Source organism: Novosphingobium nitrogenifigens DSM 19370 (genome assembly GCF_000192575.1).
Taxonomy (GTDB): Bacteria; Pseudomonadota; Alphaproteobacteria; order Sphingomonadales; family Sphingomonadaceae; genus Novosphingobium; species Novosphingobium nitrogenifigens.
Genome location: NZ_GL876934.1, coordinates 253,197 through 273,744, shown reverse-complemented (window position 1 = coordinate 273,744; position 20,548 = coordinate 253,197). Strand labels below are relative to the sequence as shown.

17 protein-coding genes and 1 tRNA gene are annotated in these 20,548 nt (G+C 63.6%); 8 read left to right on the top strand and 10 right to left on the bottom strand.

Annotated elements, in window-relative coordinates; translation table 11 throughout:
* Positions 1–248: 248 nt before the first annotated feature.
* Entirely contained in the window at positions 249–1,772 is a 1,524-nt protein-coding gene (locus Y88_RS15440; protein ID WP_008070910.1) for a hypothetical protein, read from the top strand.
* Positions 1,773–1,797: 25 nt separating this feature from the next.
* Here Y88_RS15440 and msrA read toward each other — a convergent pair whose 3' ends face one another.
* Positions 1,798–2,325 carry a peptide-methionine (S)-S-oxide reductase MsrA gene (gene msrA / locus Y88_RS15435; protein ID WP_008070908.1) on the bottom strand — a complete coding sequence of 176 codons (528 nt, stop codon included), beginning with the start codon at positions 2,323–2,325 and terminating at the stop codon, positions 1,798–1,800.
* A 110-nt stretch (positions 2,326–2,435) separates the two neighbouring features.
* Between msrA and aguB the strand changes: the two genes are divergently transcribed.
* From aguB to Y88_RS15420, 3 genes are all read left to right on the top strand, one after another.
* Positions 2,436–3,290, top strand: coding sequence for an N-carbamoylputrescine amidase (gene aguB, locus Y88_RS15430; protein ID WP_008070905.1), 855 nt, complete (start codon positions 2,436–2,438; stop codon positions 3,288–3,290).
* Complete coding sequence (gene folK, locus Y88_RS19015) at positions 3,287–3,862, top strand: 2-amino-4-hydroxy-6-hydroxymethyldihydropteridine diphosphokinase (RefSeq protein ID WP_008070903.1); 576 nt, start codon at positions 3,287–3,289, stop codon at positions 3,860–3,862. The genes aguB and folK overlap by 4 nt, the downstream gene beginning before the upstream one ends.
* A tRNA-Lys gene (locus Y88_RS15420) sits at positions 3,818–3,893 on the top strand. Before folK ends, Y88_RS15420 begins: the two co-directional genes overlap by 45 nt.
* A gap of 219 nt (positions 3,894–4,112) precedes the next feature.
* On the opposite strand, the gene Y88_RS15415 is transcribed toward Y88_RS15420, so the two are convergent.
* Positions 4,113–5,876: a putative bifunctional diguanylate cyclase/phosphodiesterase gene (locus tag Y88_RS15415; protein WP_018075844.1), complete on the bottom strand. Its 1,764-nt coding sequence runs from the start codon at positions 5,874–5,876 to the stop codon at positions 4,113–4,115.
* A gap of 389 nt (positions 5,877–6,265) precedes the next feature.
* On the opposite strand from Y88_RS15415, the gene Y88_RS15410 reads away from it, so the two are divergent.
* Positions 6,266–9,376: a DUF748 domain-containing protein gene (locus Y88_RS15410; protein ID WP_008070901.1), complete on the top strand. Its 3,111-nt coding sequence runs from the start codon at positions 6,266–6,268 to the stop codon at positions 9,374–9,376.
* A 52-nt stretch (positions 9,377–9,428) separates the two neighbouring features.
* Here the strand turns inward: Y88_RS15410 and Y88_RS15405 are convergent, their stop codons facing one another.
* From Y88_RS15405 to Y88_RS15385, 5 genes are all read right to left on the bottom strand, one after another.
* Positions 9,429–10,199 (bottom strand): anti-sigma factor family protein, encoded by a 771-nt coding sequence (locus Y88_RS15405; RefSeq protein WP_008070900.1) that lies wholly within the window; start codon positions 10,197–10,199, stop codon positions 9,429–9,431.
* Positions 10,196–10,780 carry a sigma-70 family RNA polymerase sigma factor gene (locus Y88_RS15400; protein WP_008070894.1) on the bottom strand — a complete coding sequence of 195 codons (585 nt, stop codon included), beginning with the start codon at positions 10,778–10,780 and terminating at the stop codon, positions 10,196–10,198. The genes Y88_RS15405 and Y88_RS15400 overlap by 4 nt, the downstream gene beginning before the upstream one ends.
* A 16-nt stretch (positions 10,781–10,796) precedes the next feature.
* The gene (locus tag Y88_RS15395; protein WP_008070892.1) at positions 10,797–11,168 is read right to left on the bottom strand and encodes a c-type cytochrome; all 372 of its coding nucleotides are present in this window, start codon (positions 11,166–11,168) and stop codon (positions 10,797–10,799) included.
* A gap of 15 nt (positions 11,169–11,183) precedes the next feature.
* On the bottom strand, positions 11,184–12,140 hold the full coding sequence (locus Y88_RS15390; protein ID WP_008070891.1) for a metallophosphoesterase family protein: 957 nt from the start codon (positions 12,138–12,140) through the stop codon (positions 11,184–11,186).
* A gap of 67 nt (positions 12,141–12,207) precedes the next feature.
* The gene (locus tag Y88_RS15385; protein WP_232281110.1) at positions 12,208–13,992 is read right to left on the bottom strand and encodes a sensor domain-containing diguanylate cyclase; all 1,785 of its coding nucleotides are present in this window, start codon (positions 13,990–13,992) and stop codon (positions 12,208–12,210) included.
* Positions 13,993–14,324: 332 nt separating this feature from the next.
* On the opposite strand from Y88_RS15385, the gene Y88_RS15380 reads away from it, so the two are divergent.
* The 3 genes from Y88_RS15380 to epsC all read left to right on the top strand — a co-directional run bounded on the left by Y88_RS15380 (position 14,325) and on the right by epsC (position 17,277).
* Positions 14,325–15,365: a mannose-1-phosphate guanylyltransferase gene (locus Y88_RS15380; RefSeq protein WP_008070886.1), complete on the top strand. Its 1,041-nt coding sequence runs from the start codon at positions 14,325–14,327 to the stop codon at positions 15,363–15,365.
* Complete coding sequence (locus tag Y88_RS15375; protein ID WP_008070884.1) at positions 15,362–16,165, top strand: class I mannose-6-phosphate isomerase; 804 nt, start codon at positions 15,362–15,364, stop codon at positions 16,163–16,165. The genes Y88_RS15380 and Y88_RS15375 overlap by 4 nt, the downstream gene beginning before the upstream one ends.
* Before the next feature lie 167 nt (positions 16,166–16,332).
* Positions 16,333–17,277: a serine O-acetyltransferase EpsC gene (epsC, locus tag Y88_RS15370; protein WP_232281109.1), complete on the top strand. Its 945-nt coding sequence runs from the start codon at positions 16,333–16,335 to the stop codon at positions 17,275–17,277.
* A 119-nt stretch (positions 17,278–17,396) separates the two neighbouring features.
* Here the strand turns inward: epsC and Y88_RS15365 are convergent, their stop codons facing one another.
* The 3 genes from Y88_RS15365 to Y88_RS15355 form a co-directional block, all read right to left on the bottom strand.
* Complete coding sequence (locus Y88_RS15365) at positions 17,397–18,263, bottom strand: hypothetical protein (protein ID WP_232281108.1); 867 nt, start codon at positions 18,261–18,263, stop codon at positions 17,397–17,399.
* Positions 18,264–18,415: 152 nt separating this feature from the next.
* The gene (locus Y88_RS15360; protein WP_008070876.1) at positions 18,416–19,501 is read right to left on the bottom strand and encodes a calcium-binding protein; all 1,086 of its coding nucleotides are present in this window, start codon (positions 19,499–19,501) and stop codon (positions 18,416–18,418) included.
* A gap of 161 nt (positions 19,502–19,662) precedes the next feature.
* A partial coding sequence (locus tag Y88_RS15355; RefSeq protein WP_232281107.1) for a hypothetical protein occupies positions 19,663–20,548 on the bottom strand: 886 nt, incomplete at its 5' end.

Sequence of the window (20,548 nt, the reverse complement as noted above, 5' to 3'; positions counted from 1 at the left end):
CGGAATGGAAAATCGTCCAAAGCGCCAGGGAGTTGATCCACGCATGGCGAGTGTTCCGAAACGCGCTCTTCGGACAAGAGCGCGCAGGATCGTGCCGCCTCGTCCGTTGAGGGGAGCTGAAGGGGCCCTTCCATACCTCCTGTGACCGGTCACAGTGCGGTTTTCGGGAGGCGCAAATTTGTCACAAAAATGTAAGATTTCGCATTGTGCCGCCCGTTTCGGGGGACTAGAGGGCCGCGCGAGACAGCATGCGCAAGATTTTTCGTACCACCGCCAGCCGACTGGCTTTCGCCGGGATGCTGGTTTTGCCCCAGCTTGCCCATGGCGCCACGCAAGCCGAAACGACGGCTTCGGTTGGGACGCAGGCCGCGCTTGCCCGGCAGCTCGACACGGCCCGCAACGAAATTCGCGAACAGCAGCGCGAGATCGATGAGCTCAAGGCTTTGGTGGCGCAGCAGGGCGCCGCGATCGCAGCCCTGCAACACGGTGCAGCCGCATCGCCGCCCGCCTTGGCGAGCACTGCGCCGGCACAACCGGCAGCGCCTCAGGTCGCGCCCGTAGCTCTGGCCGGTGCCACGACCAGCGCCGCCCCGGTCGTCGTCTCTCAACCGGCGATGCTACCTGTTCCGGCGAATGCCCCGATGCCTGCAACATCGCCTGCCCCGGTGCTGGCCGCGAACCAGCCGGTTCCCGCACTCCCGGCGGGCACGCGGCCCGTGGGCAGTACACGGTTCCAGGCGATCGCCTATTTCAACGAGAGCACGATCCACCAGACTTCGGCCGGGGCCCCGGTCGCGGCCGAGGGGACCGGCTTCAACATCAAGCGTCTCTATCTCGGCGTCGATCATCAGTTCAGCAAGGCGTTCTCGGCGACCGTGCTGACCGACATCCGCAATGTCGTGGGGACGACCTCCAACGGCAACAATGCGAGCAATTCGAGCACGTCGAGCACTCCGGTCGCGCGTGCGCTGTTCATCAAGAACGCCTATCTCCAGGCAACCGTCTCACCGGAGCTGACCGTTCGGCTGGGGGCGGCGCCGATGCCGTGGATTCCCTATCTCGAAGGGCAGTACGGCTATCGCCATATCGAGAATACACTGGTCGAACGGGTGAAGCTGGGCAATTCGGCCGACTGGGGCGTGCATGTCCTGGGCGATCTCTTCGGCGGGCACTTGTCCTATCAGGTCTCGGCCGTCGACGGTTCGGGCTACAGCAACGTCAACGTCACCAAATACGTCGATGTCGAAGGGCGCATCTCGGCCCGCTACGCTGGATTTTATGCGGCCATCGGCGGGTATGACGGGCATCTGGGCAAATCGGTGTCGACCACGACGTCGATGACGTTCCTGCCGGTCTATCATTCGGCACAGCGGCTTGATCTGGCGGTGGGGTACAAGTCGCGCCTGTTCGGCCTCGGCAGCGAATATTTCCACGCCAAGAACTTTGCCAGCATCAATTCCACGACCGAGGATTCCAGCCTCGGCTATGCCTTCTTCGGCAATGTGCTGATCCTGCCGAAGCTGACCGCGTTTGGTCGCTATGACTGGGTGCGCAATATCGCCCGTCTCGACGAACCGACGCCGGTGCGCGATCACTATTTCAACCTCGGCCTGCAATGGGAGCCGGTCCGGGTGGTCGATCTTGCCCTTGTCTACAAGCGCGAGGCTATCGACAACGGTTCGATCTCGACCCAGAACGGCACCATCGGCGGTTCGGCCGGAACCCGCGGGACTTACAACGAAGTCGGCCTGTTCGGTCAGTTCAAGTTCTGATCGAACAGGAGGCAGGCCGTCCCGATCATGCCTTGGCGCGGGCGGCAAAGCTCTTGCGCAGCTTGGCAAGCTTGGGCGGAATGACCGCGAGGCAATAGGGATTGCGCTGTCCTTCGCCTTCCCAATAGTCCTGATGATAATCCTCGGCCGGATACCAGGTCGCGGGGCCTTCGATCGTGGTGACGATCGGGGCAGGGCGATCGGCCTGGGCCCGCGTGATGGCGGCCTGCGCTTCGTCGCGCTGCGCCTCGTCGAGGGGGAACAGGGCAGAGCGGTATTGCGTGCCGACATCGTTGCCCTGGCGATTGAGCTGCGTCGGATCGTGCGTCGCAAAGAAGATGTCGAGAATGTCGGCAAGCGCGATCGTTTCGGGATCGAATGTCACGCGGATCGCCTCGGCATGGCCGGTGTCGCCGCCGCAGACCTGCTTGTAGGTGGGGTGGGGTACGGTGCCGCCGATATAGCCGCTTTCGACGTTGCTGACGCCGATGACATCGCGGAACACCGCTTCGGTGCACCAGAAGCAGCCTCCGGCAAGGATGGCCTGAGCCATGGGATCGGTCCTTTCTGTCGTCATCCTGCCCATCAGATAGGAAGCCTTGTGCGACCTGTCATCGTCCCGTCGTTGAAACAGGGCGGCGATCGGACTAGGTCTGGCGCGTCATGACCCAACTCACCCTTGCCGCGCTGCAACTGGCGCTCAACGATCCCGATCCGGCCGTCAACATCATGGCGGTGGCAGAGCTTGTCGAACAGGCCGCCGGGCACGGCGCGCGCGTGATCCTTCCGCCCGAGCTTTTCGCCGGTTTCTATTTCTGCCAGCAGGAAGACGAAGCGCGTTTCGCGCTCGCGCATCCGCTGGAAAGCGATCCCTCGGTCGCGACCATGCGCAAGCTGGCGCGGGCGCTCGGCGTTGCCATCCCGACCAGCTTTTTCGAGCGCGACGGACAGCATTTCTACAACACCCTGGCGATGATCGGCCCGGACGGCGAGATCATGGGCATCTATCGCAAGAGTCATATTCCCGATGGGCCGGGGTACGAGGAAAAGTACTATTTTCGTCCCGGCAATACCGGGTTCAAGGTGTGGGACGTTTTCGGCGCGCGGATCGGTGTCGGGGTGTGCTGGGACCAGTGGTATCCCGAATGCGCCCGCGCCATGGCGCTGATGGGCGCCGAAGTGCTGTTCTATCCGACCGCGATCGGGTCCGAGCCCTATGACGCGGATCTCGACACCAGTCGGGTCTGGCGCCGCGCGATGCAGGGCCATGCCGCTTCGAACTGCATGCCGGTCATTGCCGCCAACCGCATCGGCGTCGAGGAAAACGGGCAGACTTTCTACGGCAACAGCTTCATCAGCAACGAATGGGGCGATCTGGTCGTCGAATACGGGGCCGAGGAAACCGGCGTGCTGGTGGCGACGCTCGACCTTGCTCTTGCGCGCAAGCATCGCGCAGGGATGGGCTTTTTCCGCGACCGTCGTCCCGAACTCTACGCCCGGCTTGCTCAGGACAAGTGACGCAGACACGCGGGGGCAGTGACCGCTTCCTGATCGCTCTGGGATCCAATATCGCCCACCCGCGCCACGGCACGCCGTCGCGGGTGCTGAGTGCGGCTTTTGCCGCGCTCCGGGCCGATGGTCACCGGGTTCTGGCAACGTCCCCGGTCATCGCGACGGTTCCGCTCGGCCCTTCGCGGCGCATGTATGCCAATGCTGCGGCCTTGATCGAAAGCGCGCTCGCTCCGCTTGAGCTGCTCGATCGATTGCAGGCGATCGAGGCCTCCTTCGGGCGCACTCGCCGCTCCCAACGCTGGAGCGCCCGCACGCTCGATCTCGACATCGTGTTGTGGAGCCGGGGTGTCTGGCGCGACCGCCGTCTTGTCATCCCCCATCGCGAATATCGCAAGCGGGCTTTCGTCCTGATCCCCGCCGCCGCGATCGCCCCCGATTGGCGCGACCCTGAAACCGCACTTCGTGTGAAACACCTCCTCGCCCGCTTGACCCGCCGCCCCGCGCCCCCTAAGGCACGCGCACCGCAAGGTGCCGGGCCCATAGCTCAGTCGGTAGAGCAACTGACTTTTAATCAGTAGGTCGCTGGTTCGAATCCAGCTGGGCTCACCAAACACCACCCCTGAAAGATTTGCTTTATTAGGCTTTCTGCCTCTCAGGGGGTGTTGGTGGACGCTGAGATAAGGTATTTTCATCAGTCGGCAGATGCGCTTTCGATCATTTTGATCCGCGAGACATGCGCATCCATTTTGTCACTGACAGAGGCAGCTTCTCTTGCTTCGAAAGTGAAGGCTTTGCCCATCCGAAGACGTTGCCTCGTTCGGCGCCAGATCAGATCCTGAGTTCGTCGGCTCGTCCGTCGAGGAGGAATTGGCGGATGGCGTCGAGCGGCAGGGCGGGGGAGATCAGGAAGCCCTGGATGGAATCGCAGCCGAATTCTCGCAGGATCGCGAGTTTGGCGGGGTCGTCCACGCCTTCGGCGACGACCCGTTTCCCGAGATGGTGGGCAAGCTCGATGACGGTTTGCACGATTGCCCGGTCGGCCGCGTCGGTGGTGAGGGAGACGATGAAGCTCTTGTCGATCTTGATGAAGTCGACCGGCAGGTCGCGCAGGTCGCGCAGCGAAGCGTAACCGGTGCCGAAATCGTCGAAGGCGGTCAGGATGCCGTGGGCATGGAGTTTTTCGATGCCGGCGCGTGCGACGCTGCTGCGGTCGTCCAGAATCATCCCCTCGGTAATTTCGACACAGAGGTTGGCGGGGGCGATCTCGCCGTCCTCGATCGCGGTCAGAATGCGGGCGATGAAATGCGGGCTGCGAAAATCGCCCATGGTCGCATTGATCGTCACCATCTGCGGCCTTGCTCCATCGGCGTGGAATCGGCGGAGATCGCGGAGCACGGTTTCCAGAACATGGAAATCCGCCATGGTTGCTAGCCCCTCGTCGAGCAGGGCATCCATGAATTGGGGAGGGTAGAGCAGGCCTTGCTCGGGATGGCGCCAGCGTAGCAGGGCTTCCATCTTGAACGGGGCCTGCCGGGTCAGGGGCATGACCGGCTGATAGTGGACTTCGAGTTCGTTGTTCCGAAGCGCGTTTTCGAAGCGATGCAGCAGTTCGGTGTGCCGGATCACTTCCTCGCGCATGGAATCGGTAAAGAATTCGGTGCGATTGCGACCGTTGGCCTTTGCCTTGTAAAGCGCGATGTCCGCGTGCTTCATCAGTTCGTTCGCGGTTGCTCCGCCTTCGGGGAAGCGGGTCAGTCCAAGCGAGGCGGACACCCGCCTGCTGTCCCGGCCCAGCGGGATGAGTTCGGACAAGGCATCCTCGATCCGGGCAATGCGTTCTTCAGCCTCGGTATTGGAGGCACAATGACGCAGAATCAGGGCAAATTCATCGCCACCCAGGCGTGCGACGATGTCTTCGGCTTCCAAAGTTTCCCTGATCCGGTTCGCCACATGCTGAAGGACATGGTCGCCGACGGTATGCCCGAGGCTGTCATTCAGTCCCTTGAAGTTGTCGATGTCCATCAGGCCGAGGATGATGCCGTTTTCAGCGCCGGTGTCGGTCAGGGACTGCAGGTTTTCCAGAAAACGACGACGGTTCGGCAGTCCGGTCAGGGGGTCGGTGTTCGCCAGTTTCCACAGGCGTTCTTCGGCGACCTTTTGCGGGGTGATGTCGAAACGGATTGCCGTGTAGCTGTGGATGCGTCCGGTGGCGTCCTTGTGCGGGACGATCGTCGTGTCGACCCAGTAGTGATGGCCTGATTTTGCCCGGTTGCAGATATTGCCGTGCCAGACGTGACCCCGGGTGATCGTCTGGTAGAAGTCGCGCCAGAACGCGCGATCGTGGATCCCCGATCGCAGCAGTCGGTGGTTGGCGCCGATCAGTTCATGTTCGCGGTATCCGCTGATTTCACAGAACTTCTTGTTGACCGAGGTGATCGTGCCGTCCGGGTCCGTCATCGCGACGATGGCAGCTTCGTCGAGGGCTTCCTTGTAGAAAGTTGCCCAGTCGTCCGGATGCCGCATCGACAGTGCGTTGGAGATGTCGACTTCCTGCGCGCCTTTGAACAGGTCATCGGGTTTGACGGTTTTCATGGCGCGCACTGGTCCGGTCGTGGGGGGATTGTCGAAACAAAAGGAAGGTGGAATTTATGACTTTAGTTTATTGTTGATTTCTTAAGATGAAGTTTCCGCTGGGGTGTCGGTTGATGGCTGGTATTCGTTTTCGAATCCCGTGGTCGGCTTAGTTGATGGCGAAGGTATCGTTGGTCTGTATTGACGTCTTGTTTTCGAGATAACTCGGCAAGAACTGGAAATGGCGATGCCTTATCCACTTTCGTTCAGGAAGCGGGCTGTAGCTGGGGAGAGGCGATGAAGCTTTCGAAATTCGCCGATAGGCTAATTGTGAAACAGCCACTAAGGGGCTGATCGGAAACGGACGCCGAGAGTTATTGGACATGGTAAATCCCGCTGAAACGCCTCGCATGGCCCCCGCACGTCGCAAGTGGTGGATCGCTCCGGCCGTCCTGATCCTGCTTGTGCTCGGCTATCTTGCCGCGGGGTATTGGCTGGTCCCCCGTGTATTGCGTTCGCAAGCGGTGGGTTGGACCCATGATCGCCTGCACAAGCGGCTGGCGCTGGGTGAAATCCGTTTCGATCCGCTCCGTTTCACGCTCGATATCGACTCGATCGCGGTGGACGATCCGACGCATCCGATGGTTGCGCTGGGGCATCTGCATCTGAAGATGGCGCCGCTGTCGGTGTTCGAGAAAGCCTGGCACTTGCCCGAAGTGGGGCTCGACAGGCCTGCCGTCGATGCGATCGTGCGGCGGGACGGTTCGCTCAATCTGGCCGAGTTGATTCCGCCCTCGACCGGTGAAGCGACCAAGCCGCTGGCCTTGCGCATCGATCGTCTGACCATTGCGGGCGGGCAAGTGGCCTTTGCCGATCTCAGCCTGCCGTTGCAGCCGCGGTCGCGACTGGAGCCGGTCACGTTCACGCTCAAGGATTTGCGTACGTCGGCGAGCGGATCGGGTGATTTCACGTTCGCGGCGGCAAGCGATGCGGGCGAGCGGTTCGACTGGCGGGGGCGTCTCTCGCTGACCCCGCTTGGTTCGACCGGCAGTTTCGCGGTCGCGGACCTGCGTGCCGACACGCTCTATCGCTATCTCAGTCCGTGGTTACCGGTGATTCCGACCAGCGGCAAGGCATCGGCTGCCGGACGCTATGCCGTGCGTTACGCCGGTGGCGCGACCCGGCTCGGCGTCGATGTCGCGCGTCTGGGACTTGCCGATGTCGGTCTCGACGGCGGCACGCTGTTTCGGGGCAGTGCCCATGCCGGAAAGATGGATCTGGGGCATGGCCGGATCGACCTTGCCATCGGGTCCGATCACGCGCTCGGCAGCCTGACCGGACTGGCGCAAGGGGCGGTTCTGAACGATGTGCGGGTCGATGGGCCAGACAAGACGCAGGCGCTTCATCTTGCCGAAGCGCGGCTCGACGAGGCGCGGCTGGATTACGGCGCGCGCCGGATGATGCTCGGGGCTCTGCATCTTTCGGGACTCGAGGTTCCGCTGCGCCGGTCTGCCGGAGGAGCGTTCAATCTGGCGCGGCTGATGCCGCCATACACGCCTGTTGCTGCGAAGGCCAGCAGGGTAAAAGCGGACGGCGAAGCGCAGGCCACGCCGTCCTGGTACGTCCATCTTGCCGACTTCGCGCTCACCAACGGTGCCGTGTTGTGGGAAGACCACGCAGTTGGACCGACCGTTCGCATGAAAGTCACCGGGATCGATCTGGCATCGGGCAATCTCGATACCGACATGGTCCGTCCGCTCGATCTGCGCTTTGCCATGCGCATCAACGGCGCAGCGCGGCTTTCGGGCGAAGGCACGGTCGCACCGCGAACCGGGGCGGGGCAGGTGCGGTTCGATCTTGCCGGGTTCCAGGTCGGGCCGGTGCTGCCCTATCTGCCGTCGTTGCCGGGGCTTGTCCTGCGGTCGGGCAAGGTGGGGGCAAAGGGTGTGGTCACTCTTGCCCAGGGGTGGTCGCCTGCCGGTGTCCGGTTTGTTGGGGACGCATCGCTTGATGGCGTTGCGCTGCATGAAGCGGGAACCGATGCGCCGCTCGTCGCGTGGAACGGCCTTGCTCTGTCGGGATTGCGTTACGCGCCGTCCGGCGTGGACATTGCCGGCGCGCGTTTGAACGGAGCGGTGGGGCGGATCGCGATCATGGCCGATCGGACGTTCAATTTCTCTCCGCTGGTGTCCGGGGCAACGCCCGCCGCGACGCCTGCTGCGAAAAGCGATGCGGCAAAATCCGAGGGGCAGGTCGTGGCGGTGGCAGCGCCTTCACCTGTGGCTCACGCCGTTTCACCGTCACCCGTTTCGTCGTCTCCCGCCTTGCCGATCCGCCTGCACGATCTCGCGTTGCAGGGCGGGACGCTCAACTTTGCGGACTATTCGATTTCGCCCAGTTTCGAGGCGCGGATCGATGCGCTCCATGGACACGTGCGCAATATCACCAACAGTGGTGGGGCACTGGCCGCGATCGATCTGCAAGGGCAAGTGAACGACCGTTATTCCCCGGTCACCCTGAGCGGCACGATGGACCCGTTCCATTACGACCGCGCGAGCGATGTCCAGGTGGCTTTCAGCAATATCGAACTGCCGATGTTCAATCCCTATTCCGGGGTCTACGCAGGCTATTCGATTGCCAAGGGCAAGCTGTCGACCCGCTTTACCTATCACATTGCCAATCGCGCCTTGCAGGCCGAGCACCATGTCATCGTCGATCAGTTGCAGTGGGGCCAGGCGAGCGCCAACAAGGCGCGCGTGTCCTGGCCGGTGCGGCTGGCGACGGCGCTGCTCAAGGACAGCCATGGGGTAATCCGGCTGGACGTTCCGGTGCGCGGGACGCTTGACGATCCGACGTTCCGGCTGGGGCCGATCATCTGGAAAATCATCGGCAATGTCATCACCAAGGCCGTGACAGCGCCGTTCCGTTTCCTCGGCTCGCTGTTTGCCGGAGCGGAAAAGGCGCAGTTCGTCGACTTTGCCCCCGGTTCGGCGCAGTTGCCCGACACAGCCGGGGAAAGCCTGACCGCGCTGGGCAAGGGGCTGGCCGATCGCCCCGCGCTCAATCTCGACATTCCGGCGGGCCCCGGTCTTGCCGGTGATGCAAAGGTTCTGGCCGACCGCAAGATGAATGCAGCCCTGATGGTCAAGCCCATACGCAAGGGGCAGCCGGTCGACTTTGCCGCGCTTGCGCCTGCGGATCAGGAAAAGCGGTTGAAGGCCCTGTTCAAGCAGAGCTTCCACCAGAACCCCGACTTTGCCGGACTGGCGCCCGAAGCGAAGGGGGACGATGGGCACAAGGCGCGGGTGACGGGTGAGATCGACTGGTTGCGCGACCACCTGCGTAAGGGCTTCATGCCCGGCCCGGCCGATCTGGAAGCGCTTGGCCGCGCCCGGGGTACGGCCATCCGCGATGCTCTGGTCACCAAGGGCGGCATCGATCCGATCCGCCTGTTCCTGTCCACATCGACGTCGGGCGAGGAAAAGGACGGGACCGTGCGCTTCGAGCTGAAACTGCGGTAATATGCCGACCTTGCGCGCCGCATAAGTCGCGCGAAAGCCGCCGGTGTGGCGATCAGCGGCTTTCGCGTTCGAAATTGCGGCGGAATTCCTGAAGCTCGGAGGACGCGAGGTCGGACACGGCCCAGAATTCGAGCCCACCCGAGCTCCAGCGGACGAGGTTGTAGCCCGCGCGGTGGGTTTCCCCGGCAAAGGGAGAAGCCAGCCGGGGCATGGGGCGGATGAACAGGTTGATGCAGTGCAGGCGGCGGCGATAGACGAGCACGGCGACGTTTTCGCGCTCGACCACGTCGAGGCGCCCCCCGACCAGCGGAAAGCCCGCGTCGCGCAAGTCGACCACCGGCGGGGCATAGGTGATGCGCCCGTTGAACCAGGGTTTGACGGTGTGGCGGTCGGACGTTTCGACGTCGACGAGATGGGCCCCTTGCAACGATCGGATCTGCCCGTCGACAAAGGCGTCGGACAGGCCCGGTTCGGCCATGTCGGGAACCGCGAGCAAAAGCGCAAGGCTGGCCGCGAGAGCGCCGATCACGCCGCCGCCCAGCCATGGCGCGACGCCCGCACGACGGGATTTTCGATTCTGTCCGGCGCGGGGGGCGACTTCGGCCAGGATGCTCTCGCGCAAGGCGCCGGGGGCTTGGTGGCGCAGGGAAGTGCGCGAGAGCAGGGCGCGTGTCGCCTCGATCTTTTCGAGTGCGGCGCGACACCCCGCGCACGTGCGCAAGTGCTCCTCGATCGCGACAGTGGTCAGCGCGTCGAGTTCGCTATCGGCAAAGGCATGGAGCGCAAGGAGTTTGTCCGCGCAAGGGATGGGCGTGTCGGTCATCGCTGCATCGCCTCTCTCTCGTCCGGCTCTTCGCTTTCAAGCATCAGTTTTGCCAGCATTTCGCGGCCACGGGCAAGGCGGGACATGACCGTGCCGATGGGGGCTCCGGTCACTTCGGCAATTTCGCGATAGGACATTTCCTCCAGCTCGCGCAGGACGAGCGTCTCACGAAACGGTTCGGGCAAGTCGCCGAGCACGGCGCGCAGGCGATCGGTTTCGCCTTGCCGTTCGAGCAGGCTTTCCGGTGTGTTCTCGTCCACCGGATCGGTCAGGATGGCGGCTGTTTCGACACGGCGATGCGCGCGCAGCCAGTCGTGCCAGCAATTGCGCACGATCGCCATCAGCCATGCCTTGCCGTCCCCGTGGCACGATGCCTGCGCCCGGAATGCCCGCAGGAACGCGTCCTGCACGATGTCTTCGGCAAGGGCCGCATCGCGTGTGAGATACCGCGCGTAAGTCCATGCCGCGTCGAGATGGGGCAGGATCAGCCGGTGAACGCGGTCCTCGTCATGGCCCGCTTCCTCACGCGCCGGGCGGCGGCGAGAGAAGGCGAGCCGGGGAATGGGCCAGCGGCGAGTCATGGGCGCGCAGTCTCGCCTATTTCTGGCTGGCGAGAAAGGCGATGATGTCGGCGCGCTCGCGTGGGTCGGAAACGGAAAAGTACATTTTCGTTCCGGGCACGAGCACTTGCGGGTCGGTCAGCCACTTGTCGAGATTGGCGGGCGTCCACACCAGCCCCGATCCTTTGATCGCGGGGGAATAGGCATAGCCCGGGACCGTTCCGGCGGAGCGCCCGACGACGCCGCGATGACTGGGGCCGATGTCGTTCTCCTCGATCGAATGACACCCCATGCAGGCCTGATACAGGCGGGCGCCATTGGCCGCGTCGCCTGAAGACGGTGAGGGAATTTCGGTGGCGGCGACCAGAACGGTGGTCGCGCCTGCGAGAGCGGCAAGGCGTAAGCGCATGGCGGTTCGCTCCGATCAGGCGAGGGTCGCGTCGGTGATGGCGAGTGGAGAGGGCGCGTGACGCACTTCTGCCGAGGAATAGCCGATCGCGCTGCGCAATTGTTCGGCGGGAAGCGCGAGAGGACCGGGGCCGGGGCCCTGACCCGGCGCGGGTTGGGGATAGGCGGTCGAGCGGGCGGTGTGGAACTGTACCTTGCCTTCGAGATGGCGCTGGATCTGGTGAATGTGGCCGTTGAGCGCGGTGACCGAGCCGAACCGGGCGAGATAGCCGAAAGCTTCGGCGGCATCGCTCGTCCCCCAGCCCCATTCGGGATAAAGGCCCCAGAGCGGGAAATGGGCGATGAGCACGATCGGGGTGGATGCCGAGAGGCCCGCCAGATCGGCCTTGAGCCAGTCGAGCTGGTCGCGGCCCAGTGTCCCCTGCCCATGATCGCCAAGGCGCACGACATTGACGAGGCCGATGACGTGGACGCCGTGAAGGTCGAAGCTGAACCAGCCGTCGCCGCGCGTTTCCTTTCCGAATGCCGTCAGGAACGGACGCGGATCGCTGCCCCCGGCCAGGTCGTGTTCGCCCGGAATGAAGAAGGTGGGGGCGGGCAGTTCGGCCAGAAGCTGACGGGCATGGTCGAACTGTTCGGGCGTTGCGAGGTGAGTGACGTCGCCGGTGTGGACGATGAAATCCGGCGTCCGGGGCAGGGCGCGGACATGGGCGATCGTTTCCCTGAGCGTTGCGACCGGATCGGGATTGGCGGGTTTGGAAAAGCCGACGTGCGTGTCGCTGATCTGGACGAAGGAAATCGGGGCGTGGCCGGTGGCGGCCTCGGCGGCTCCGGTGCCCATGACCGAGGCGATGCCGCCCGAAAACGTGAACAAGGTTCCCGCACCCAGCCAGCCCATGCAGGAAAGGGCGGCCCGGCGGTCGAGGATGGGCGTGGTGGAATGAGGCGGGTTGGAATAGGGATTGTGGGTCATGGTTCGGCTCCCTTGCGGTTTCGCGGGGGGAGACGGGGATGGGCCGCGTTTTATTCCCGAGGCGCGATCAGGCGACGGTCTTGACGCCGTTTCGTCCTGAATCCTTGGCCTGGTAGAGCGCCAGGTCGGCAGCATCGACCAGCTGTTCGCGCGACATGCCCGGGGCGAACTGCGCGACGCCGCAGCTGATCGAGGTCAGCAGCAGGACATTGTCGTTGGCGTGGATGGGGTCTGTGGAAACGAGGCCGGTAATGCGCTTGCAGATCGTTTCGGCCTTGGCCATCTCGCAGCGAAACAGGATGGCGAACTCGTCTCCGCCGAGGCGTCCGACCACGTCGCCTTTGCGCGTGCCGGTCTTCATGCGGCGGACGATCTCGATCAGGGCAGCGTCGCCGACCGGGTGGCCATAGGTATCGTTGATCGACTTGAAACGGTCGACGTCGATCAGGGCGAGGCTGAACGGTTCCTCGCTGGTCTCGATGGCAAGGTTGAGCCGCTGGTGGAAGCCCGCGCGATTGAGAACGCCGGTGAGATCGTCGGTTTCCGCTCTTTTCGAAATGGCGACTTCGCGAGCCTTGCGGACGGTGATGTCGCGCATGATGATGACTGAACCGATCGTGCTGGTCTGCCGGGGGGCAAGGCGCAGCGAGGCCTCCAGCGTCAGTTCGGGGTGACGCGCGGGATTGAAGTCGCTGGTGTGGTGATGGCCGTTGCTGGCGAGCAGATGGTGATACATCCGCTCGAGCGCGCCTCCGGTCTTGACGCTGAGTTCGGTGATCGAGGCGCCGACGATGTCGTCCGGTTCGATGCCGAGATATTCGCGCAGCGGGCCATCGGCCCAACGGCAGATCCCGTTGCCGTCGAAGGCGAGAATGGCGTCGGGAGAGCGCGCCATGACGAGACGCAGGGTTTCCTCGCGCGCGGCGAGTTCGGCCTGTGCGTCCGCGCGGGCGGAAACGACGGCGGCAACCGGCAGCGAGGTGCAGAGCAGAACCGCAAGATAGGCTTGCAGGAACACCGTCTGGATCAAGGGGCCCTGATCGATGAGCGCCATCGGCCCGCTGTGGTTGAGCGCCGCAATGATCGCGACCACCGCAACCAGAAGCGTTCCCAGATGTGTAGCCAGCCGCCCCATGCGGAACGTCAGCAACAGGAGCGTGGAAAAGGGCAGGTAGAGCAGCGGCAGCCGGTTCTGTGCGAAGACCAGCAGCGTCACGGCGACATGGAGGCCGAAGACGGCAAGGTTTTCGGCCAAGGTGATTTTCTTGAGCGAGCCGAGCGCGCGGGCATAGCTGCCGTCGAAGATGCCCTTGAAGAACGGGGTGAAGATGACGAAGCCCAGCGAGTTGCTGGCGATCCAGCGGCCGAAGGAGGGTAGCAGGGGCTGACCGTAGATCATCTGCGAACTGAGCGCACCGGCCGCCGCACCGAGCGCTGGCGCGATCAGCCCGGCCCAGAACAGGAATCGGCCGAAAGAACCCGAATCGGCCATGACGTCATCACCGACACGCGAGCGCCGGACGAAATGAGCGGCGAGCAGAGTCTGGCCCATGTTGATCGCGCCATAGAGGACAAGGCCCAGGACCCAGCCCCGGGCAACCCCGTTGGCGACGAGATTGCCTGCCCATCCGGCAAGAAGCAGCACCGGCCAGTGCCGACGGGGGCGGGAAAGAAGAAGCGCCAGAATGACTGCGTCTGCCGGCCAGACCATGGCGTGATTGCGCCCGTTGCTGGTCAGGACGATCGTCGCTGTCGCAAACAGGAAGTAGCACAATCCACCGGCAAGGGCGTCCGCCCCCATGAGGGCCCCCATGCGGGCCAGGTTATACCAACTGACTTTGCGAAACTTCATGGCGGCAAAAATCACCGAAAGTGGTTAACATGATGATTGTCGCGAATGGTGAATATACGATTCACGAATAATGAATGAAACTTCATTGTCCGGAAACGTAAATGTTATGAAAAACGTTTCTCCTGGGCCTTGCTGATCCACTCCCGATCCGGCGGGGTGCAAGAGTGCCGGGGCACAGGGCAAGTAATGTAAACGCTCTAACCCCCCTGCATAATCCACACGAATTCGCACCAATTTTCGGCATGACATGCCATTCCCGGTGTTATAAGCGGAAGCGAGAAGCTGTCGTGCCTCACGACGGATGTTGCACTTGCTAAGAGAGATTTGACGGCGTGAACAAGATCGTACCGGTCGTCCTGTGCGGTGGCAGCGGCACTCGCTTGTGGCCTCGTTCGCGCAAAACCAATCCCAAGCCGTTCCTTCCGCTGGTGGGCGAACGTACGCTGTTTGCGGCGACCGTTGCGCGGTGCAGCAAGGACGCCGGGTTTGCCGATCCGATCGTCGTGGCCGGTGGCGCGCATGTCCCGCTGGTGGAAAGCCAGCTGCCCGATCCCGACGCAGCGACGATCATCGTCGAGCCCGAAGGGAAGAATACGGCAGCCGCGATCGCCCTTGCCGCCGCGACTTTGCCCGCCGATGCGATCATGCTGGTCTGCCCGAGCGATCACCATATCGGCGACTGGAAGGCTTTTCAGGCGGCGGCCCATGCGGCTGCAGCCCTGGCTGCCGACGACTGGCTGGTTTCTTTCGGGATTACCCCGACTGCGCCGGAAACCGGTTTCGGTTACCTTAAGCATGGTCCGGAAATTCCGGGAACCGGCGGTTATCGGGTCGACAGGTTCGTCGAGAAGCCCGATCTCGAACGGGCACAGGCTTTCCTCGCCTCGGGCGACTATTCCTGGAACGGCGGCATTTTCGCATTCCGCGCCGGGGCTTTCATGGACGAGCTTTCCCGGCACCGGCCCGACATTGCCGATGCGGTTCGCGCGGCCGTGGCGGCCGGAAAGGCGGACGGGCATCGGTTCCACCCCGATCCGGCGATCTTCGCCACGATCGCGGGCGAATCGGTCGATTATGCGGTGATGGAAAAGACCGATCGTGCGGCCATGGTGCCGGTCGCGATGGACTGGTCCGACATCGGCAATTGGCAGGCCCTGCACGAAGCCTTGCCGTGCGATGACGCCGGCAATTCGGTCAAGGGTTCGGTCGAGCTCAAGAATTGCAGCAATGTCCTGGCCCAGACCGACGGTCCGCGCATTTCGGTCGTCGGGGTCGAGAACCTGATCATCGTCGTCGATGGCGACGAAGTCTTGGTGACCACGCCTGCCGGTGCGCAGCTTGTCGGCAAGCTGCACGGAGCGGCCAACCAGTGAGCCGCCTGCCGATCCGGACTGTCGAGAAGCCGTGGGGCAAGGATGTCCTTCCCGCGCCTTTCGCGACGCCGGATGGCAAGCGGATCGGCGAAATCTGGTTCGAACCCCCGGCGCAATTGCCTTCGGTTCTCGTCAAATACATCTTCGCCAGCGAAAAGCTGTCGGTGCAGGTCCATCCCGACGATGCCCAGGCTGCTGCTGCGGGGGAGACCGATTCCGGCAAGGAAGAATGCTGGCTGGTGATCGATGCGGAACCGGGCGCCACGCTTGGCGTGGGGTTCCGCGACCGAATTGATGCGGAAACGATGCGCGCGGCGGCCCTCGACGGCTCGATCGAAGGCATGATGGTCTGGTATCCGGTTCGTCCGGGTGATTTCTTCTACATTCCTGCGGGGACGGTGCATGCGATCGGGGCAGGGGTGAGCCTGATCGAGATTCAGCAGAATTCCGACATCACCTATCGCCTGTTCGATTATGGGCGTCCGCGCGAATTGCATCTCGACGCCGGGATCAAGGTGGCGCGGGGCGAGCCGCACGATCCCGCGCTCCGTCGTCATATCCCGGACGCGGGTACGGTCGAACTGGCAGACGGACGGTATTTCCGGGCTGATCGGCTTGACGGAGAGCCCGATGCCGCGATCCGGGCGGCTTATCCCGGGCCCCTGCTGGTCATTCCACGCCGGGGCGAAGTGCGCATCGGTGGCGATGTGCTGGTTCCGGGAGATTGCGGTCTCGCCGAGATGCTCGATGCAGTGGCGTTCGCGCCCGAGGGGCAGGCGATCCTCGTTCGGGCCGCCTGATCGGCTCTTCGGATCGGGCGGGACGGGGCGTTTTCAGGCGGTTGGTGTGCGGTCGGAACGGGAATTGTTCGCGCCCGTTCGGTAAAGGACAGTTGCGCTCGGCGCATTTCGTCATAGTACTCGCCGTGACCCTGCGTGCGGATGCCGCGCGCACAGACGGAAACAAGATGATGGGTGATCCAAACGTGGCGGCCGAGGACGCGCCGTTCGATATCGGGCCGGTCGTGGCCGAACTGCGCGGATTGCGCGCGGACTGGCGCAAGGAAAAGGGGCATCCGGCCGAATTCGGGGCTTTGGGCTTCCCGTCACGCCATGCCATCGGGCGCGTGATCGACACGCTGGCAGCGGCGCTGTTCCCCTTGCGGCTGGGTCCGCCGGATCTGGGGGCTGCCAACGAGGACTGCTTCGTTCGCGCCAGTCTCGAGTCGGCCCTGCCGCTGCTGGCGGCACAGGTGCGGATGGAACTCCATTACACCCGGCACGAACGCGGCGGTCCGGCCATCGAACGGGCGGTCAATGCGATCGTGGAGGAGCTGGCGCGTCGCCTGCCTGCGATCCGTCGCCTGATCGACGGCGATACCGAGGCTGCTTTCGACGGTGACCCGGCTGCGCGCAGCGTCGATGAAGTCCTGCTCTGCTATCCGGGGATCACGGCGCTGATCCATCACCGGATCGCGCACGAACTCTATCATCTGGGTGCGCCGCTGGTTGCCCGCATCATTGCCGAGGTCTCCCACTCGCGCACGGGGATCGACATTCATCCCGGCGCACAAGTCGGCGAGCGTTGCTTCATCGATCACGGGACCGGCGTCGTCATCGGACAGACCGCAATCATCGGCAACCGGGTACGGCTCTATCAGGCGGTGACGCTGGGGGCCCGCAGTTTCTCGACCGACGCGGAAGGTCGGCTGGTCAAGAACGAACCGCGCCATCCGATCATCGAGGATGATGTCACCATCTATGCCGGGGCGACCATTCTGGGGCGCATCACCATCGGCAAGTGTTCGGTCATCGGCGGCAATGTCTGGCTGACCCATTCGGTCCCGCCGGGTAGCCGCGTGCGCCAGACCCAGCCGAGCATCAATATCGAACCGGGCGATCCCTGCGACTGATACCATGGCCCGATGCTGTCGAGGCGTCGGGCGTGCCGGAGTTTGACGGCATTATTCCGGACGAAATGAAAACCCCGCAGCTTTGAAGGCCGCGGGGTTTTTCTTGTTCGCCAATGGGTTCAGTAATGGTCGTGTCCGCCGCCGCCATGCCAGCCGCCGCCGCCATGCCAGCCGCCGCCGCCATGCCAGCCGCCACCATCATGCCAACCACGCCCGTCGCCACGCCATCCGGGACCACCACGCCAGCCGTCGCGGTACCACGAGGGGCCGCGATAACGATGCCAGTACCAGTCGTGGTACGGGTAGGGACGATAGATCCAGGCTCCGCCCGTGTAGATCCACGGCCGATACCAGCCGGGCGCGGCATAGTAATAGTCGGGATAGGAATAGGCATAGACGGGGGCATTGTGCCGCACGACATAGCCCGGAGGGCAGCCCGGACTGGTTTCGTTGCTGCCGGTAGACGCTGCCACTGCCGCACCGCCTGCCGCGCCGAGTGCTGCACCGGCAACGACTGCGCCGCCGCCGTCATGGCGTCCGGCGAGGCTGCCGCCGACGATCGCGCCCAGAATGCCGCCGATGACTGCGCCCGCAGCCACGTCGCCATGTGACTTCACGCAATTGTCGCGAGCCCATGCCTGGGCCTCGGCGGCATAGCGGGCGTCTGCGGCTCGCTGTGCGGAGATATCGGACGGAGCGATATAGCCGTCCGGAGCCGGGGGAGGCTCGGACCCGTTGTATCCGACTGGTGCCGAGGGTTCGGGAGGCGGCGGTGCGTCGTAGTTCTGACCATATTGAGAGTAGTTCTGGTCATACTGAGAGTAATTCTGGTCGTATTGCGAGTTGTACTGGCCAGATTGATCCGGCGACGAAGTGCCATAGTTCGGGTCCGACTGTGCCGAGGCGACAGTCGGGCCGAGTGCGAGAGCCATGGCCGAAACAAGGGCGACGCCGCTGTGGCTGCGGAAACGATCCGGGCGGGGCATGATCAACAATTCCTCATTCAAATCGGGCACGCGACACTTCATGAAGCCGTCATGCCAACGACCATGATCATGGAGCAGGGCAACTGAACGAACGCTGATCTTGCGCAAGCGGGACCTGCGACGCGACAATATATTACAACCGCGCCAAGCCTTCAAAGAAGGAAATCGGACGCGACCAGCGTGCTGATCGACTTGGCCACGATACAGAAATCGGCGGTCCCGTCGCCGTCGATATCGCCATAAATGGCCAGGTTCTGTCCAACCGTCTCATAGCGGACTTCACCGGCATGACCGTCGAAGGCGGCCGTTCCGATGAAGGTCAGGTGCGTCGGCCCCCCGGCAGGCAAATGGGAATCAAATAGAGACAGATTGATGTGGTCGCCCGCCGTATGCGAGAAATCGTTGATGACGTCGGCTGTCGAGGGGCTGGAGCCTCCGGTATTGCCGAGCGCGAAGACGAAGGTGTCGGCACCGTCGCCCCCGGTCATTGCCGTGTGGCCGGTCCACGCCCGCAAGGTGTCGTTGCCCGCCCCGCCTTTCAACACGCTGGTGCCGGTGCTGCCATAGAGCAGGTCGTTGCCTGCGCCCCCATAGAGCGTGTCGTTGCCCGCTCCGGCAATGAGGACGTCGGCGCCATTGCCGCCATACAGCATGTCCGCCCCGCTGCCCGCGACGATCCGGTCGTTTCCGTCCATGCCGAGCAAGGTCTGCGGTCCGGTCGTCCCGGTGATCGTATCGGCCTTGGCCGTCCCGAACACGACTTTGGCCGAGGGCGTGAAGGAATAGAGATCGCTTTCCTTGAACTGGATCGATTGCGACGCTGCCTGCGCAATGTTGTAGCCGAGCACGAAGGCCGAGCCCATGAGCGAGGGGAGATTGGTTCCGGTAAGCACCATGGCGTCGATCGGAATGCTCGAAAGCGCGAGCCCGGCCGCGCTGAAACCGGTGACCGTGAAGCCCAGTTCGGCCACCATCGATGACCCGTAATAGGCATCGATGGTCAGTTCATTGGTTGCGTCCGATACGCTCACCACCTTGAAGGAAATGTTGGGCAGCGTGATGAACGGCGATCCCACCGTCGCCGAGAGGCCATAATAGGTCAGAACTTCGGTTGTCGAGGCGGTCGTATTGGTGACCGTCCCGTTGATCTTGGTCGGAGCGGAATAAGCCAGGGAAGCGGAATCAAAGCTCAATCCGACGAGGGCATCGAGGCTTCCGAATTTGACTGTCTTGACCATTGTTCGCCCCCAGGCTCGTGGATGAGCATGGGTGCGGGCCTCGTCTCGTTACGACAACGAAGGTTCCTTTCACTTCGGACCGAGAAGGCGGGCGTCGGCCGGTGGAAACTTTGTCGGGCGGTGTCGGCTGCGGACGTGCGCCGGCGGGAATCCTTGGTCCTTCATGATCGGGCCAGCGTCGATCCCGATCGTGCGGATTGCTCCGGCGTGGAGGCAGCCGGATCGGCGTTGCAGGCCTTGCTTGCAAGCGCTGCCGGGGCGCTCAACAGTTCGCATGGCGAGTGGGCCCGCTGCAACCTGATGGCGGCTTCATGACAAAGCGAGGGGCCTTCGCTGTCGTCCATGGGCTCGGTTGCGGACGAGCAGGCGCCGGTAAAGTCGCGACTGGCCAACCAGTGGACGTCGGTGGGTGGGGCACTGGCGGAGCCCGCGATCGCACTGCCGTCGTGCTGGATGATCATATGCAGGAGTTGGTGGACCAACTGGCGTTCGGTTTCGTGTGCGGTGAGGTAGTCGTCGTGGGCGAACGCGGTCCGGATCTGGGTGAACGGCGCGTCGAGCGTGCGGACGGTCTGCGTGGGGATGCCCATACGGAGCAGTGTGCGGGTGGTCGAGTGCCAGCGGGCCTGCGTGGCGGCGGCGCGTTCCGGCATGACGGTTTCCGACTCAAGGCAGGCGAGCATGGAGCGATAGGCATAGCGCGTGTCGGTTTCGTCCACACGATTGACGACCGCCCCCGCAAGGCCGTCGCGGATCGTCTCGGGGAGCGAGGCGTGAACGGAGGACCGCCCGACCGCTTCGCGTAGGCCGGGGTCGAGCTCTATGCCCTGACTGCACCGATCGATCCGGCTGATGGTGTCGTGCGAACCGGCAATTCCGGGGGCGAGCGCGAACAGCAAGGTCGCCGCGATGCCCAATGCGAGACCGGCCGTCAGCGGACCCCGGATGTGTTGGAGACGCCTGCGCCGGACTTTTGGGGTGGGGCCGAAGCGGGATGTGGGCCATGCTGCAGATCGTCGCGGATCGGCGGCGCTGTTACCCTTGGCG